The organism is Streptomyces sp. NPDC057877 (assembly GCF_042796855.1).
GTDB lineage: Bacteria > Actinomycetota > Actinomycetes > Streptomycetales > Streptomycetaceae > Streptomyces.
In genome coordinates, this window is sequence record NZ_JBHVMS010000007.1 from 478,585 (window position 1) to 494,961 (window position 16,377).

Below are 16,377 nucleotides of genomic sequence, written 5' to 3' on the forward strand. Positions count from 1 at the left end.
GGCGGTGGATCCCCGCGCGCAACGAATCGCCGCCCGAGCCCCGATCGACGCAACGTTCGCCCCCTGGGCGTGCAACGGCGGCTCCTTGTCCAGGTGAGGCCGACGACCGTACCGTCTACATGGCTCCCGCACGCATCCCGCCGGGGCCCCACGCCCCCCCTCCTTCCCGGTGAGGAACACGCATGCGCACCGCACTGCTCCAGAGCTCCGGCCGTCCCGGCTCGCCCGTCGAGAACCTCAAGGTGCTCGACGAGGCCGCGGGCCGGGCCGCCGCCTCGGGGGCCGGGCTGCTGGTCGCGCCGGAGATGTTCCTGACCGGCTACGCGATCGGCGACGACATCGCCCGGTTCGCCGAGCCCGCCGACGGGGACGGCGCGGACACGGTCGCCGACATCGCCGGGCGGCACGGGGTCGCGATCGCCTACGGCTACCCGGAGCGCGACGGCGAGACCGTCTACAACTCCGCGCAGCTGATCTCCGCCGACGGCATCCGGCTCGCGAACTACCGCAAGACCCACCTCTTCGGCTGCTTCGAGCGCGACCACTTCACGCCGGGCGGGCAGCCGGTCGTACAGGCCGAGGTGGACGGTCTGCGGATCGGGCTGATGATCTGCTACGACGTGGAGTTCCCGGAGAACGTCCGCGCCCACGCCCTCGCGGGCACCGACCTGCTGCTGGTGCCGACGGCGCAGATGCACCCGTTCCAGTTCGTCGCCGAGTCGCTGGTGCCGGTGCGGGCGTTCGAGAACCAGATGTACGTCGCGTACGTCAACCGCGTCGGCGCCGAGGGCGACTTCGAGTTCGTCGGGCTGTCCACGCTCGCCGGACCGGACGGCATCGCCCGCACCCGCGCCGGACGCGCCGAGGAACTCGTCGTCGCCGACGTGGACCCCGCCTTCCTGGCCGCCTCCCGCGAGGCCAACCCGTATCTGAAGGACCGCCGCCCCGGTCTGTACGGGTCCCTCATCTGAACCGCCCCGCCCTCCCCAGTTCCGCCGCAAGGAGTCCGTACCCCATGACGTCCACCGTGCCCAACGCCGTCGAGCACGCCGACGAGCAGCAGCCGCCGATCACCATGTTCGGCCCGGACTTCCCGTACGCGTACGACGACTTCCTCGCCCACCCGGCGGGCCTCGGCCAGGTCCCCGCCACCGAGCACGGCACCGAGGTCGCCGTCATCGGCGGCGGTCTGTCCGGGATCGTGGCGGCGTACGAGCTGATGAAGATGGGGCTGAAGCCGGTCGTCTACGAGGCCGACCGCATCGGCGGGCGGCTGCGCACCGTCGGCTTCGACGGCTGCGACCCGTCGCTCACCGCCGAGATGGGCGCGATGCGCTTCCCGCCGTCCTCGACCGCCCTGCAGCACTACATCGACCTGGTGGGCCTGGAGACCCGGCCGTTCCCCAACCCGCTCGCGGAGGCCACCCCGTCGACGGTCGTCGACCTCAAGGGCGAGTCGCACTACGCCGAGACCATCGACGACCTGCCGCAGGTGTACCGGGACGTCGCCGAGGCCTGGAACAAGTGCCTCGACGAGGGCGCCGACTTCTCCGACATGAACCGCGCCATGCGCGAGCGGGACGTGCCGCGCATCCGCGAGATCTGGGCCAGGCTGGTCGAGAAGCTCGACAACCAGACCTTCTACGGCTTCCTCTGCGACTCCGAGGCGTTCAAGTCCTTCCGGCACCGGGAGATCTTCGGCCAGGTCGGCTTCGGCACTGGCGGCTGGGACACCGACTTCCCCAACTCCATCCTGGAGATCCTGCGCGTCGTCTACACCGAGGCCGACGACCACCACCGCGGCATCGTCGGCGGCTCCCAGCAGCTCCCGACGCGGCTCTGGGAGCGCACCCCGGAGAAGATCGTCCACTGGTCGTACGGCACCTCGCTCGCGAGCCTGCACGAGGGCGGCGAGCCCCGTCCGGCCGTGACCCGGCTGCACCGCACCGCGGGCAACCACATCACCGTCACCGACGCGAACGGCGACATCCGCACCTACCGCGCGGCGATCTTCACCGCCCAGTCCTGGATGCTCCTTTCCAAGATCCAGTGCGATGACTCGCTCTTCCCGATCGACCACTGGACCGCGATCGAGCGCACCCACTACATGGAGTCCAGCAAGCTGTTCGTGCCCGTGGACCGGCCGTTCTGGCTGGACAAGGACGAGGACACCGGCCGCGACGTGATGTCGATGACCCTCACCGACCGGATGACCCGCGGCACCTACCTCCTCGACGACGGCCCGGACCGGCCCGCCGTCATCTGCCTGTCGTACACCTGGTGCGACGACAGCCTGAAGTGGCTGCCGCTGTCCGCGAACGAGCGGATGGAGGTCATGCTGAAGTCGCTCGGCGAGATCTATCCCAAGGTCGACATCAGGAAGCACGTCATCGGCAACCCGGTGACGGTCTCCTGGGAGAACGAGCCCTACTTCATGGGCGCGTTCAAGGCCAACCTGCCCGGCCACTACCGCTACCAGCGGCGCCTGTTCACGCACTTCATGCAGGACCGGCTGCCCGCCGACAAGCGCGGCATCTTCCTCGCCGGTGACGACATCTCCTGGACGGCGGGCTGGGCCGAGGGCGCCGTGCAGACCGCGCTGAACGCCGTATGGGGCGTCATGCACCACTTCGGTGGCGGGACGGACGCGGCCAACCCCGGTCCGGGCGACGTCTACGACGAGATCGCGCCGGTCGAGCTGCCGGAGGACTGAGCCGCGCGGACGCTCAGTCCGGCAGCGGGGTGAGCATCATGCGGCCCGCGAAACCGACCGCCGCGTCCAGGCGGTCGGTGAACTCCCGCGTGAGATCGGGCAGTCGGCGCAGTGCCCACAGCGCCCGCGCCGCCGCCCAGGTGGCGTCGCGGGCCCGCTCCAGGCTCCAGGCGCCGAGCAGATGCGTGAGCGGGTCGGCGATCCGGAGCAGGTCGGGACCCGGCATCAGATCTTCGCGGACCCGCTCCTCCAGCGCCGTGAGGAGATCGCCCACGCGGTCGAACTCGCCCTCCAGCTCGGCGGGTTCGCAGTCCCACGTACGACAGGCGTCCACCACGGCGAGCGCCAGGTCGTGGCCGATGTGCGCGTTGACGCCCGCGAGCGCGAACTGCAGCGGTCGTACGCCGGGATGGCGGCGGAACTGGAACAACGGCCGCCAGCAGGCCGGGGGACGGCGCCCGTCCGCGACCGCGTCGACGGCCGAGAGATAGCGCTCCGCGAACAGCGCGTCCAGCGTGCTCGCCGCTCCCGGGTCCCGGAACCGGCCGGTGCCGGGCCGCCGGTCGATCTCCTCGGTGACGGTCAGGTAGACGCGGTTGAAGACCGCGACGCCGTCCCGCGCGGGCAGGTCCGTGTCCAGGGCACGCATCCGGGAGACGACCGCGTCGACGGGGGTGCTGAGGTGTTCCAACTGCGCCATGGGGGCAGCGTCCCAGCCCTAGGCTGTGCGATGTGCCGGCGGGCCCGACGCTTCCCCAGAACGGGGTAACGCACCCGTCGCGCGGGAGGGGGAACAGTACCGTGTCAGGCTTGCGTGCCCGGCGCCTCGCCGAGCGCAGGGCCGAGCGCAGACGGGCCGTCCGGCGTGGCGTGATGCTGGCCGTGGCGTCGGTGGTGGTCGCGGCGGGGACCGTGACCGGGACGCTGTCGGCGCTGGACGACGGAGGCGGCGCCGACGAGGCCGCGCGGCTCAGGGCGACCGTCGTACCGCGCCCGGACCGGCTGCCCGTCCCCCGGTCGGCCCCGCCGTCCCCGACCCCTTCTCCCTCGGCGTCCGAGGCGTCCGAGACGTCCGGCGCCGCGCTGCCCTCGCCCCGCCCGTCCAGCGCTCCGCCGACGACCGCGCCCCCGGCGCCCCGCGCCACCGGCTCCCCCCGGCTCTACCGCCACCCCGACTCCCAGGTGATGGAGTGGGTGCGCGGCAACGTCGAGGACCCGCGCCACGAGGTCATCCGGTCGCGGATCGCCGACCGGCCCGCCGCCGTGTGGTTCGCGGACTACGGCCCCGCGACCGTCACCGCCCGGGTCGCCGCCGTCACCGCGGGCGGCGCCGCCACGGGCCGGGTGCCCGTGGTCGTGCCGTACGCGATCCCGGACCGCGACTGCGGCGGCCACTCGGAGGGCGGCGCGCCGGATCTGGCGGCCTACGACGACTGGATCGACGCCTTCGCGGCCGGGCTCGGCTCCGGCGAGGTCATCGTCATACTCGAGCCGGACTCCGTCGCCCAGGTCGACTGCCTGTCCGCCCGGGAGCGCGCCGACCGGTTCGCCTCGCTGGCCCGCGCGGGCCGGGTGCTCAAGGCCGCCAACCCCAGGGCCCGCGTCTACTACGATGCGGGCCACTCCGGCTGGCACCCCGCGGGCCAGCAGGCGGCGCTGCTACGACAGGCGGGCGCCGCCTCGGCCGACTCCTCCGACGGGATCTTCAGCAACGTCTCCAACTTCCACACCACGGCCGAGGAGGTCGCCTACGACCGTCAGGTCCTCGACGCCCTCGGCGGCCCCGCCTCCCTCGGCGCCGTCATCGACACCAGCCGCAACGGCAACGGCGCCCCGTCCGACGGCGAGTGGTGCGACCCCGGGGGCCGCGCGGTGGGCCGGGCCCCGACCCTGGACACCGGCGAGGACCGGATCGACGCCTACCTGTGGGTGAAGCTGCCGGGTGAGTCCGACGGCTGCAAGGGCGAGCCCGGCACGTTCAGCCCGTCCTACGCCTACGACTTGGCGCGCGGCGCGTCCTCGTCGTAGCTGGACGTGCCCTCGTCCAGGAGCGGTTCCTGCGTCTTGAGGTGGGCGGGGGCGAAGGCGCGCAGCGCGTGGTAGCCGGTGATGACGACCAGGGTGCCCAGGGCGATGCCGCTGAGGGAGAAGGTGTCGGTGATCTCCATGGAGACGTTGCCGACGCCGATGATGATGCCCGCGGCGGCCGGGACCAGGTTGAGTGGATTGCGCAGGTCCACCTTGGAGTTGATCCAGATCTGCGCGCCGAGCAGGCCGATCATGCCGTACAGGATGACGGTGATGCCGCCGAGGACGCCGCCCGGGATGGCCGCCACGACCGCGCCGAACTTGGGGCACAGGCCGAACAGCAGGGCGAAGGCGGCGGCTGCCCAGTAGGCGGCCGTGGAGTACACGCGGGTCGCGGCCATCACGCCGATGTTCTCGGAGTAGGTGGTGGTGGGCGGGCCGCCGACCGCGGTGGACAGCACGGAGCCGACGCCGTCCGCGGAGATGGCCGTACCGAGCTTGTCGTCCAGCTTGTCGCCGGTCATCTCGCCGACCGCCTTGACGTGTCCGGCGTTCTCCGCGACCAGGGCGATCACCACGGGCAGCGCGACCAGGATCGCCGACCACTCGAAGGAGGGGCCGTGGAAGGTGGGCAGCCCGATCCAGTCGGCCTGTCCCACGGCGGAGAAGTCCAGCCGCCAGTGGTCGGTGACCTTGCCGCTCGCGTCGGCCGAGTGGATCCGCCCGAAGATCCGGTCGAAGGCCCAGGAGACGCCGTAGCCGAAGACCAGACCGAGGAAGATCGCGATACGGGACCAGAAGCCGCGCAGACAGACCACGGCGAGGCCGGTGAACAGCATCACCAGCAGGGCCGTCCACTGGTCCTGCGGCCAGTACGTGGCCGCCGTGACCGGCGCGAGGTTGAAGCCGATCAGCATCACCACCGCGCCGGTGACGATGGGCGGCATCGTGGCGTGGATGATCCGCGCACCGAATCGTTGGACAGCCAGTCCGACGAGGAAGAGCGCGACGCCGACGACGAGGACGGCGCCGGTGACGGTGGCGCTGGAGCCGCCGTCGGCGCGGATCACCGCGGCCACGCCCACGAAGGACAGCGAGCAGCCGAGGTAGCTGGGCACCCGGCCGCGGGTGGCGAGCAGGAAGATGATCGTCGCGACGCCCGACATCATGATGGCCAGGTTGGGATCCAGGCCCATCAGGACCGGCGCGACGAAGGACGCGCCGAACATCGCGACGACATGCTGGGCGCCGAGCCCGGCCGTGCGGGGCCAGGAGAGCCGTTCTTCGGGACGGACGACCGCTCCGGGGGCGGGCGTGCGCCCGTCACCGTGCAGCTTCCAGCGCACGCCGAGGTCCATGGTGGTTCGCTTTCTTGCCGTGCTTCACAGGTGAAACGTTCCGGACCATTGTGGGGGGTGCGGACGGGTGTGCTGGACCGGCCCCGAAGCGGGGCTGTGGATGTTCGGGGCCGGTGGTCTTGGGTGGGTCCCGGATCAGTGGTGCCGTGGGCGTCCGGGGCCGGTGGACTCGGGCCGTTCCGGGATCAGCGGTGCTGATGTCCGGGGTCGTGGGTCGTCGGCCGGTCCTTCCTCAGCGGTGCTGCTCGACGACGGGGGCGCTCGGCGCGCTGATCTTCGGCCGGTCGCGGTCGGCGCCGCGCAGCACGCCCGCGAAGGCGGCCAGCCCGCAGGACAGCACCGTCACGAGCGCGAACGACACGACCAGGCTGGTGAGTTGGGCCAGGGTGCCGATCGCGCTCGGGGCGACCAGGCCGGAGGTGTAGGTGATGGTGGCGACGCCCGCGATGGCCTGGCTGGGGTTGGGCCCGCTGCGGCCCGCCGCCGCGAAGCAGAGCGGGACGACGACCGCGATGCCGAGACCCATCAGGCCGAAGCCGGTCATGGCGACCGCCGGATGCTCCCCGAAGACGATCAGCAGCCCGCCGAGGACGGCGAGGACTCCGCCGTAGCGGACCGTGCGCACCGAGCCGAAGCGGTCCACGATCCGGTCCCCGGCGATCCGGGCGATCGCCATGGTGAGAGTGAAGCCGGTGGTGCAGGCGGCGGCGAGACCCGCCGAGGTCTCCAGCTCGTCGCGGAGATAGACCGCCGACCAGTCCAGGCTCGCGCCCTCCGCGAACACCGCGCAGAACCCGACCGCGCCGATCAGCAGCGCCGACCTGGGCGGCAGCGCGAACCGCGGCGGCGGCTCCTCGTCCTCGGCGGGCTGGAGGTCCAGCACCCAGGCGCAGACCACCAGGCCCGTGACCGTGAGGACGGCCGCCGCCAGCGCGTGGTGCAGCCGGGCGTCCGCGCCCAGGTGCGCGGCGAGGGTGCCGCCCGCCGAGCCGACCAGCGCGCCCGCGCTCCACATGCCGTGCAGCCCGGACATGATCGACTTGCCCATGCGGTTCTCGACCTCGACGCCGAGGGCGTTCATCGCGACGTCCGACATACCGGCCGTCGCGCCGAAGACGAACAGGGCGAGACAGAGCGTCAGCAGATTGGGCGCGAGGGACGGCAGAATGAGCGCGAGGGTCCACAGCGCGAGGAGCGCGCGCAGGGCGGTGCGGGCGCCGAGGTGGTGGCTGACCCGGCCCGCGAGCGGCATCGCCAGCGACGCGCCGAGGGCGGGGAAGGCCAGCGCGAGGCCCAGCTGACCGGCGCTCACGTCCGCGTGGTCCTGGATCCACGGCACCCGGGTGGCGAACGAGCCGGTGACGGCCCCGTGTACGGCGAACACCGCGGCCACGGCGTACCGGGCGCGCCTCACCTCGCGTTGCTCGTAGACCACTGCGCTCATTGTCCCGCCCCTTCGGTCGCTCCGTCCCGTGCTGCCGTCGCGTAAACTATCAGGGAGCCTGCCTGATAGATAGATATTATCGAGTGCGTCCGGCTCCGTAGCGCCGCCCATCTGGGAGGATCCCGGCATGCCCGCATCCCCGAGCACCGCCCGGGCCATCAACGACCGGCTCGCGCTGGATCTGCTCCAGCGCGAGGGCCCGTTGACGGCGGGGCAGCTGAAGCAGCTGACCGGCCTGTCCCGGCCTTCCGTCGCCGACCTCGTCGAACGCCTCACCGCGGCCGGTCTGGTCGCGGTCGTCGGGGAGGCGGGGGAGCAGCGCCGCGGCCCCAACGCCAAGCTCTACGGCATCGTCGCCGAGCGCGCCCACCTCGCCGCGCTCGACGTGCGCACCGAGGGCGTCGCCGTGGTCGTCGCCGATCTGCTCGGGCGGGTGCTCGCCGAGGCGGCCCTGCCGATCGACGCCGCCTCGGGCACCGGGGCCGCCGTGGAGCAGTCGGTCGCGCTCGTCGAGCGGGTCGCGAAGGAGGCGGGGGCGGACGGGCTGCACACCGTCGGGATCGGCGCGCCCGGCCTGATCGACCCGGCCAGCGGGGAGCTGCGGGACTCCGTGAGCCTGCCCGAGTGGCACCGCCGCCTGGTCGCCGCCCTTCAGGAACGGCTGCCCGAGACCCGCGTCATCGTCGAGAACGAGACCAACCTCGCCGCCCTCGCCGAACAGCGCGACGGCGCCGCCCGGGACCGGGACACCTTCGTGCTGCTCTGGCTCGGCCACGGCACCGGCGCCGCCGTCGTCCTCGACGGCACCCTGCGCCGCGGCGCCTCCGGCGGCACCGGCGAGATCGGCTTCCTCCCCGTCCCCGGCACCACCGGCCTGCCCGCGGCGACCGACTGCGGGGGCGGCTTCCACTCCCTGGCGGGTTCGGCGGCGATCGTCGCGCTGGCGGAGCAGTACGGCCTGACCGTGCCGGAGCCGGGGGGCGAGCCGCCCGCGGCGGGCGTGGTGCGCGACGCCGTCACGGCCGGTGCCGGTGCCTTCCTCGACGCCCTCGCCGACCGCCTCGCCATCGGCGTCGCCTCCGTCGCCGCCGTACTGGACCCCGGCTGCGTGGTCCTCGGCGGCGAGGTCGGCCAGGCCGGGGGCGGCGCGCTCGCGGCCCGCGTCGAGGACCGCGTCCGCCGGATGTCACCCCTGCCCACCGAGGTCCGCGCCGCGACGCTGGGAGGCGCGGGGGTGCTGCGGGGGGCACTGCTGACGGCCCGGGACCGGGCACAGGACGAGCTGTTCGCGCCGCGGGACCGGTGACCGGGCGTTTCGGCCGCGGGATTGGTGACCGGGCGTTTCGGCCGCGGGATTGGTGACCGAGGGCTTCGGTCGCGAGGTCGGTGACCGAGGGCTTCGGCCGCGGGGTCGGTGACCGAGGGCTTCGGCCGCGGGGTCGGTGACCGAGGGCTTCGGCCGCGGGGTCGGTGACCGCGGGCTTCAGTCGCGGGGTCGGCGTCCGAAGCGCCCGGTCAGGTACTCCTCGAAGGTGACCTTGCCCGTCGCGTGCCCGGGTGTGAGGTGGCCCCCCGCGCGGAAGGCGCGGTAGGTCGCGCCCGCCAGCGGGACGGGGAGCAGGGGCCGACGGCGGGCTGTGGCCCGTAGGTAGGAGCGGGCCAGGGAGTCCAACGTGCGCACCTCCGGGCCGCCCATGTCGTCGACGCGCCCGGCCGGGGCGGACGTGGCCAGTTCCGCCAGGCGGGCGGCGACCTCGGTCACGTCGACGGGCTGGTCGCTGATGCCCGCGGGCATCGGCAGTACGGGGGACTTGGCCAGCGCCCCGAAGACCCGCGCCAGCAGGTCGTGGAACTGGGTCGCCCGCAGCACGGTCCAGCCGAGCCCCGACTCCTCGATCACCTTCTCCGTCGCGAGCTTGCTCTTGTAGTAGCCGAACGGCACCCGGTCGACGCCGACGATGGAGATGTAGACCAGATGACCGGCCCCGGCCCGCCGCGCCGCCGTGATGAGATGCGCCGCCGCCCGCTCGTCGTCCCCGCGCCCCGGCGAACTGGCGCAGTGCACGACCGTGTCCACACCCTCGACGGCCGCGTCCAGACCGCCGCCGCCCTCGCTCAGATCGACGGCGTAGGGCTGGGCGCTCCGGCTGAGCACCCGTACCTCGTGGCCCTCCGCCCGCAGCCGCTCGGTGACATGTCGGCCGAGGGTTCCGGTACCGCCGGTCACCAGGATCGTGGTCATGCTGTTCAGCCCCTTCCGGACACCGCGCGCTCCAGCCGGAGCGCCTTGCGCCAGCTGAGACCGCGTAGCCCCGGTGGATGTGACAGCGGGGCCTACGCGCTCAGGAGCTGACGCCGTACGAAGCCCAGCTTGTCCGGGTTCATCACGCTGTGTACCTGCGCGATCCGCCCGTCACGCAGCTCGAAGGACATCACGATCGTCAGCTCGTCGCCCGTCCACCCGGCCAGGGCCATGGCGCCGTTGATCTCGGCCATCCGGTACTCCATGCCGACCGCGTACTTCGGCAGCACCCCCTGGAGGAAGCGCACGATCTTCGCGCTGCCCTCGATCACCCGACGCGCGGCGCGGACCCGGCCGCCGCTGTCGGTCCACCAGGTCGCGTCGTCCACGAGCAGCTTCTCCAGTCCGGCGAGGTCGCCGTCGCGCGCCGCGGTCATGAAGGACCTGACCAACTCCTCCTGCCGCTCCGGCGGCGGCTCGAACCGGTTCTCCTCGGTGGAGACCCGCCGCACCGCACGCCGGTAGAGCTGACGGCAGTTGGCCTCGCTCAGCTCCAGCACCTCGGCGATCTCGCGATGCCCGTACCCGAAGGCCTCCCGCAGCACGTACACCGCGCGCTCGGCCGGGGTCAGCCGCTCCAGCAGCACCAGCATCGCCAGCGACACCGCCTCGCGCTGCTCCGCCGACTCCAGCGGGCCGAGGGTGCCGTCGGAGGTGACCACCGGCTCCGGCAGCCAGGACCCGACGTACTGCTCGCGCCGGGCCCGGGCCGAGGTCAGCCGGGTGAGGCAGAGGTTGGTGGCGACCTTGGCCAGCCAGGCCGCCGGATGCTCGATGCGCTCGCGGTCGGCACCGCTGAACCGGAGATAGGTGTCCTGGACCACGTCCTCGGCTTCGTCGGCCGAGCCCAGCATCTGGTAGGCGAGCCCGAACAGCCGACGACGGTGAAGCTCGAACTCGGCGGCGGATGCGGCGGCGGTCGTCATGCCTCTCAGCCTGCCAGAAGCCCTCTGAGCGGTCATGGTGAGGCCCGGCGGCGGGCAAGGGCCGTCGTCACCGCCGCCGGGCCGGTCCGCGCCGGGGTCAGCAGGCGCCGAGGTCCTGCCAGACCCCCCATTCGCCGGTGGTGCCGGGCTCCTCGCCCTTCGTCCACCACTTGGCCTTCCAGTCGTGGCCCTTGTGCGACACCGTGCTGCCACCGCCGTACGCCGTGTCCGTGCTCCACGCCGGTGCCGTGCACGGGCCGCCCGGATCGGTCGGGGTCGGCGTCGGGGTGGGCGTGGTGCCCGTGCCCGGGTTCACCACGGTGGTGCCGCGCGCCAGGTCCCCGGCCAGGGCGTAGGTCTTCCCGCCGAAGGTCACCGTCCAGTTGGACGGCGTGGACACCGGCAGGTAGTACACGAAGTCCAGCTCCACCGACGCCCCCGGCGCCAGCGACTGCCAGCCCGGCAGCTTCAGCGAGACCCGGTGGTAGGCGCCCTTGAGGCCGCCGACGTTGGCGCCGGTGTGGTCACTGCGGATCACCGAAGTGCCCCACCCGGACTGGTCCTTGGCGTTCCCGGGCGCCGAGGTGGCGTAGTCGAACCGGAACTCGGTGCCGCCCGGCAGGGTCGCCGAGGTGTTGTTGGTGATCTTCAGCTTGGGGCTGATCGGGTAGTTGGAGTCGCCGAGCGGGAACTGACCGAACTGCACGTCGACGTCCAGCGCCTCGGTCGGCATGTCGATCGTCGCGCGCCGGGCGCCGTAGGGCGTGGCCGACCTGAACTTCTCGTACATCGCGGTCGTCAGCGTCGAGCCCTGCTCGTACTGGCCCTTGGCCGCGTTCCAGGCGTAGTCGCCCGCCAGCTCCCACACCATCGTGCCGCCGATGCCGCGGTCCACGACGTAGTCCGCCTTGGCCTTCACCGACTGCTCGTCCTCGGTGGACAGGAACACCTTCTTCTCGGCGTTCCACAGCCAGGGCGCGACCAGCGTCGAGTCGTACTTGCGGGCGTAGGTGCCGGTCAGCCGGGTGTCGGCCGGGAAGCCGTACCGGGTGACGTAGTCGCCGACGACGCCCTTCTCCAGATTCTTGGCGTGCCACATCGGGTTGGAACCGGCCGGGGACTCCTTGCCGTTGGTGTCCAGGTCGTGCCAGAGGTTGTCGATGCCGGTGGCGCCGTCGCCGCACTTGGTCAGCCCGGCCCCGGCCGGGCAGTTGGTGGACGGCGCCTTGCCCCACAGACCGTCCGTGCCGCCGGTGACGTTCTTGAATCCCCGGGTGTAATAGGGGAGCCCGATATTGATCCGGCCCGCGGGCATCGAGCCGCGGAAGTAGTGGTACGCCCAGTCGGTGTTGAGATAGCCGATTCCGCCGTACTGGGAGGTCGAATACACCCCCGCGGCGGCGAGTTCGGCGTCCTTTCCGTCGTCGAAGAGGGACGCGTTCGGACCGACGTACTCGTTCCAGGCGCCGTGCAGGTCGTAGGACATGATGTTGACGTAGTCCAGGTACTTCTGGACCTGGAACGTCTCCATGCCGCGCAGCAGATATCCGGAGGACGGCGCCGCGACCGTCAGCAGATAGTGCCGTCCGTCCGCCGCGCCCGCGCGGTCGAGTTTCTCGCGCAGGGTCTTCATCAGGGCGGCATAGCCCTTGACCAGGCCCGCCCGGCGCGCGTTGGAGATCGAGTAGTCGAGCGGGTTGCCCGCGTCCTTCATGGACGTCGGGTACTCGTAGTCGATGTCGACGCCGTTGAAGCCGTACTTCCTGAGGAACTGGACCGCCGAGTCGGCGAAGGTGTCGATGCCGGACTGGTTGACCGAGCCGTCGGCGTTCGTGGCCATCGAGTAGAAGCCGCCCGAGTCGACGCGCTGTCCGCTGTCGTCGAAATAGCCGCCGGTCTCGGCCCAGCCGCCGACCGAGATCAGCGTCTTGACGTCGGGGTGCTGTTTCTTGAACTTGTTGAGCAGATTGAAGTGGCCCTTGTAGGGGAGCGTGGCGTCCATTTCCGCGCCGCTCACCCCCGGCCAGGTCATTCCGGTCGCCGCGTTGGCGGGGCCGTCCGCGCCGACCGAGATCTTGTTGCCGCCGTCGACGTGCGCGAACGCGTAGTTGATGTGGGTGATCTTGTCCCACGGGATGTCGGAGGCCAGATAGGCGGGCGTGCCGTCCTTGCCGGTGCGCCAGCCGGTGAAGTAGCCGATCACCCGGCGCTGGTGGTCGGCGCCCATCTTCTCGCGGCCCGCCGCGTCGTAGACCGAGCAGTACGGGACGTCGACGCCCGGGGTGGCGTAGAGGCCGTCGGGGCGGCAGGACTCCTGGTCGGCGGCGTGCGAGACCGTCGCCGGGAGGAGACCCGCGACCACGAGGCCCACCGCGGCCCCGGCGACGGCGAGCAGGGCGGGTCTCTGTCGATTGCGCGAGGGAGACAACAAGGCGGTTCCTCTCCACGGAAGTTGGGCCAGACCGTAGGGAGGACTAGACCAATACGTCAATAGGTATGGACCAATTCGCCCACGGCGGGCCGCGGCCCCGTGGAGCCGGGGCCACCGTCTGTGAGGCAGCCCACACGATGCGCATGCATGGACGTCGACCGGGCGTGGCACACTGGCCCTGTACCAACAGCAGCGCACTCCGGGGTCGGTGAAAGTCCGAACCGGCGGTTACAGTCCGCGACCCGGTCGCCTCCAGCGGCCGGTTGACCAGGTGAAATTCCTGGACCGACGGTTAAAGTCCGGATGGGAGGCAGTGCGCGGCGGGCGGGCATGCGTGCGCGCCGCCGATCGTGGGTCCGTCCTCGGGCGGGCCGTCATCCGGCGTCGCTCCTCGTTTTCTCGTTCGTGTTCTCTGTCGTCATCGACAGGCCCCGGAGTCCGTGCCCGAAGAGGCAGGAGGACCCGGGAAGTGTTCACCGGAATCGTCGAAGAGCTGGGCGAGATCACCGCCGTCGAGAACCTCGGCGACGCCTCCCGCTTCCGGCTGCGCGGCCCCGTCGTGACCGAGGGCGCGAAGCACGGCGACTCCATCGCCGTCAACGGCGTCTGTCTCACGGTCGTCGACCACGAGGGCGACGAGTTCACCGCCGACGTCATGGCCGAGACCCTCAAGCGCTCCAGCCTGGGCGCCCTCACCGTCGGCTCCCGGGTCAACCTCGAACGCCCCACCGCCGTCGGCGCCCGCCTCGGCGGCCACATCGTGCAGGGTCACGTCGACGGCACCGGCACGGTCCTGGAGCGCACCCCCTCCGAGCACTGGGAGATCGTGAAGATCTCCCTCCCGGCCGACCTCGCCCGGTACGTCGTCGAGAAGGGCTCCATCACCGTCGACGGCATCAGCCTGACCGTCGTCGAGGCCGGTGCCGACCACTTCACCGTCAGCCTGATCCCCACCACCCTCGACCTGACCACGCTCGGCCACAAGCAGCCCGGCGCCCCGGTCAACCTCGAGGTGGACATCATCGCCAAGTACGTCGAGCGGCTGCTCGGGGCGGAGCGGGGAGCGGACGGCCGGAAGACGGCGGGCGAGGGCGCGGACGGTCAGGACACGGCGGGCCAGGGCGCGGACGGCCAGGACACGGCGGGCCAGGGCGCGGACGGTCAGGACACGGCGGGCGAGGGGGCGACCCGGTGAACTCGCTGAACTCCGAGGCCTTCGTCCTCTTCGACCAGCACATCCTCTGGTCGGACATGATCGGCAACACCCTCGGCCTGATAGCCCTCGCCCTCGGCTGGAAGCGTTCCCTGTGGACCTGGCCGGTGCAGTTCCTCGCCGGGCTCATCCTCTTCGGCGCCTTCTTCGGCCATCTGACCGGCAGCGCGGGCAAGCAGGCCGTCGTCATGGCCGTCGCGCTGTACGGCTGGTGGCAGTGGAACCGCGGTCAGGACAGGGCCTCCGACGGCCACATCTCCGTCCGCTTCGCCACCTGGACCGAGCGCGGCGCGATGGCCGTGGCCGCAGCCGTCGGCACCATCGCCGTGGCGCTGCTGTTCAAGGCCTACCCGAGCCTGTCCTGGGACCCCTGGCCGGACGCCTACATCTTCGTCGGCACGATCGTCGCCATGTACGCGCAGGCCCGCGGCATGGTCGAGTTCTGGTTCGCCTGGCTGCTCGTCGACCTCGTCGGCGTCCCCCTCAACTTCGCCAACGGCTACGCCTTCTCCGGCTTCGTCTACGTCATCTACGGCGCGCTCGTCCTGTGGGGCCTGCGCGACTGGTGGCTGCGCTCCCGCACGGTCGCGCGGCCCGTCCCGGAAGGAGCCCGCGCATGAGTGCGGCACCCGTCCTGTACAGCGCCGAGGATCTCGTCCTCGACCCGGTCGAGCAGGCCATCGCCGACATCGCGGCCGGTCGCCCGGTCGTGGTCGTCGACGACGAGGACCGGGAGAACGAGGGCGACCTCGTCATCGCCGCCGAGAAGGCGACCCCCGAGATCGTCGCCTTCATGATGAGCGAGTGCCGCGGTCTGATCTGCGCCCCCATGGAGGGCGCCGAACTGGACCGGCTCCGGCTCCCGCAGATGGTCGACGACAACACCGAGTCGATGAAGACCGCGTTCACCGTCTCCGTGGACGCCTCCGGCGCGCACGGCGTGACCACCGGCATCTCGGCATCCGACCGGGCGACCACGCTCCAGCTGCTGGCCAGCGGCACCGCCGAGCCCGACGACCTGGTCCGCCCCGGCCATGTCTTCCCGCTGCGCGCCAAGCCCGGCGGCGTCCTCGTCCGCAACGGCCACACCGAGGCCGCCGTCGACCTCGCGCGCCTCGCGGGGCTCCGCCCGGCCGGTGCCATCGTCGAGATCGCCGGTGAGGACGGCCGGATGCTGCGGCTGCCCGAGCTGATCCCGTTCGCCCGCAAGCACGGCCTGTCGATCATCTCGATCGAGGACCTGATCGCCTACCGCCGCTCCCCCAAGCTCTCGACTCCGCTCGAGCAGGGGGGATCCCCGTCCGAGCCCACGGTCCGCCGCGAGGCCGAGGTCCACCTGCCCACCCGGCACGGCACCTTCACCGCGTACGGCTACCGCTCCACCTTCGACGGCGTCGAACACGTCGCCCTGGTCCACGGCGACCTCGGTGACGGCGAGGACATCGTCGTCCGCGTCCACTCCGAGTGCCTCACCGGCGATGTCTTCGGCTCCCTGCGCTGCGACTGCGGCCCCCAGCTCGACACCGCGCTGGCCCGGATCCAGGCCGAGGGCCGCGGAGTGGTCGTCTATCTGCGCGGCCACGAGGGCCGCGGCATCGGCCTGCTGTCCAAGCTGCGCGCCTACGAACTCCAGGAACGCGGACGCGACACCCTGGACGCCAACCTGGAACTCGGCCTGCCCGCCGACGCCCGGGACTACGGCGCGGGCGCCCAGATCCTTGAGGACCTCGGCGTGCGCAGCGTGCGCCTGCTGACCAACAACCCCGACAAGAGCGACGCCCTCACCCGGCATGGCATCAAGGTCGCGAGCCGCGAGCCGATGCCCGTGACCGCGGGCGAGCACAACCTCCGCTACCTGCGTACCAAGCGGGACCGGATGGGACACGACCTGCCGTGGCTGGACACGACCACCGTGCCCGCCTGCGGCAACCAGTAAGCGAACGAACGAGGAGACACGAGAAC

The 16,377-nt window shown here is 71.9% G+C and carries 13 protein-coding genes and 1 riboswitch; of the genes, 7 read left to right on the forward strand and 6 right to left on the reverse strand.

The features are described from left to right. The first annotated feature begins 182 nt into the window (after positions 1 to 182). Positions 183 to 971, forward strand: coding sequence for a carbon-nitrogen hydrolase family protein (locus ACFVQG_RS23745; protein ID WP_383386796.1), 789 nt, complete (start codon positions 183 to 185; stop codon positions 969 to 971). Between the two features lie 44 nt (positions 972 to 1,015). Continuing rightward, positions 1,016 to 2,713 (forward strand): flavin monoamine oxidase family protein, encoded by a 1,698-nt coding sequence (locus tag ACFVQG_RS23750; RefSeq protein WP_383386799.1) that lies wholly within the window; start codon positions 1,016 to 1,018, stop codon positions 2,711 to 2,713. 13 nt (positions 2,714 to 2,726) lie between these two features. Here the strand turns inward: ACFVQG_RS23750 and ACFVQG_RS23755 are convergent, their stop codons facing one another. Next, positions 2,727 to 3,413: a DUF5995 family protein gene (locus ACFVQG_RS23755; RefSeq protein WP_383386801.1), complete on the reverse strand. Its 687-nt coding sequence runs from the start codon at positions 3,411 to 3,413 to the stop codon at positions 2,727 to 2,729. Between the two features lie 173 nt (positions 3,414 to 3,586). Between ACFVQG_RS23755 and ACFVQG_RS23760 the strand changes: the two genes are divergently transcribed. After that, entirely contained in the window at positions 3,587 to 4,741 is a 1,155-nt protein-coding gene (locus tag ACFVQG_RS23760) for a glycoside hydrolase family 6 protein (RefSeq protein WP_383387088.1), read from the forward strand. On the opposite strand, the gene ACFVQG_RS23765 is transcribed toward ACFVQG_RS23760, so the two are convergent. Beyond that, entirely contained in the window at positions 4,708 to 6,099 is a 1,392-nt protein-coding gene (locus tag ACFVQG_RS23765; RefSeq protein WP_383386804.1) for a uracil-xanthine permease family protein, read from the reverse strand. The genes ACFVQG_RS23760 and ACFVQG_RS23765 overlap by 34 nt on opposite strands. 232 nt (positions 6,100 to 6,331) lie before the next feature. Then, positions 6,332 to 7,543 (reverse strand): MFS transporter, encoded by a 1,212-nt coding sequence (locus ACFVQG_RS23770; protein WP_383386807.1) that lies wholly within the window; start codon positions 7,541 to 7,543, stop codon positions 6,332 to 6,334. A 127-nt stretch (positions 7,544 to 7,670) separates the two neighbouring features. On the opposite strand from ACFVQG_RS23770, the gene ACFVQG_RS23775 reads away from it, so the two are divergent. Then, positions 7,671 to 8,849 carry an ROK family transcriptional regulator gene (locus ACFVQG_RS23775; protein ID WP_383386810.1) on the forward strand — a complete coding sequence of 393 codons (1,179 nt, stop codon included), beginning with the start codon at positions 7,671 to 7,673 and terminating at the stop codon, positions 8,847 to 8,849. A 177-nt stretch (positions 8,850 to 9,026) separates the two neighbouring features. Here ACFVQG_RS23775 and ACFVQG_RS23780 read toward each other — a convergent pair whose 3' ends face one another. The 3 genes from ACFVQG_RS23780 to ACFVQG_RS23790 all read right to left on the reverse strand — a co-directional run bounded on the left by ACFVQG_RS23780 (position 9,027) and on the right by ACFVQG_RS23790 (position 13,202). Continuing rightward, a complete protein-coding gene (locus ACFVQG_RS23780; RefSeq protein ID WP_383386813.1) occupies positions 9,027 to 9,785 on the reverse strand; it encodes an SDR family oxidoreductase in 759 nt (252 codons plus the stop codon). Between the two features lie 92 nt (positions 9,786 to 9,877). Next, positions 9,878 to 10,771 carry an RNA polymerase sigma-70 factor gene (locus ACFVQG_RS23785; protein ID WP_383386816.1) on the reverse strand — a complete coding sequence of 298 codons (894 nt, stop codon included), beginning with the start codon at positions 10,769 to 10,771 and terminating at the stop codon, positions 9,878 to 9,880. 97 nt (positions 10,772 to 10,868) lie between these two features. Beyond that, on the reverse strand, positions 10,869 to 13,202 hold the full coding sequence (locus ACFVQG_RS23790) for a chitinase C-terminal domain-containing protein (RefSeq protein WP_383386817.1): 2,334 nt from the start codon (positions 13,200 to 13,202) through the stop codon (positions 10,869 to 10,871). Positions 13,203 to 13,392: 190 nt separating this feature from the next. Continuing rightward, a riboswitch (FMN riboswitch) is annotated at positions 13,393 to 13,523 on the forward strand. Between the two features lie 148 nt (positions 13,524 to 13,671). On the opposite strand from ACFVQG_RS23790, the gene ACFVQG_RS23795 reads away from it, so the two are divergent. From ACFVQG_RS23795 to ACFVQG_RS23805, 3 genes are read left to right on the forward strand one after another with little or no spacing between them, the layout of a single operon-like run. Next, entirely contained in the window at positions 13,672 to 14,397 is a 726-nt protein-coding gene (locus tag ACFVQG_RS23795; RefSeq protein WP_383386820.1) for a riboflavin synthase, read from the forward strand. After that, positions 14,394 to 15,035 (forward strand): nicotinamide riboside transporter PnuC, encoded by a 642-nt coding sequence (locus ACFVQG_RS23800; RefSeq protein WP_383386822.1) that lies wholly within the window; start codon positions 14,394 to 14,396, stop codon positions 15,033 to 15,035. Before ACFVQG_RS23795 ends, ACFVQG_RS23800 begins: the two co-directional genes overlap by 4 nt. Further along, positions 15,032 to 16,351, forward strand: a complete 1,320-nt coding sequence (locus ACFVQG_RS23805; RefSeq protein ID WP_383386826.1) for a bifunctional 3,4-dihydroxy-2-butanone-4-phosphate synthase/GTP cyclohydrolase II — start codon at positions 15,032 to 15,034, stop codon at positions 16,349 to 16,351. The genes ACFVQG_RS23800 and ACFVQG_RS23805 overlap by 4 nt, the downstream gene beginning before the upstream one ends. Positions 16,352 to 16,377 lie beyond the last annotated feature (26 nt).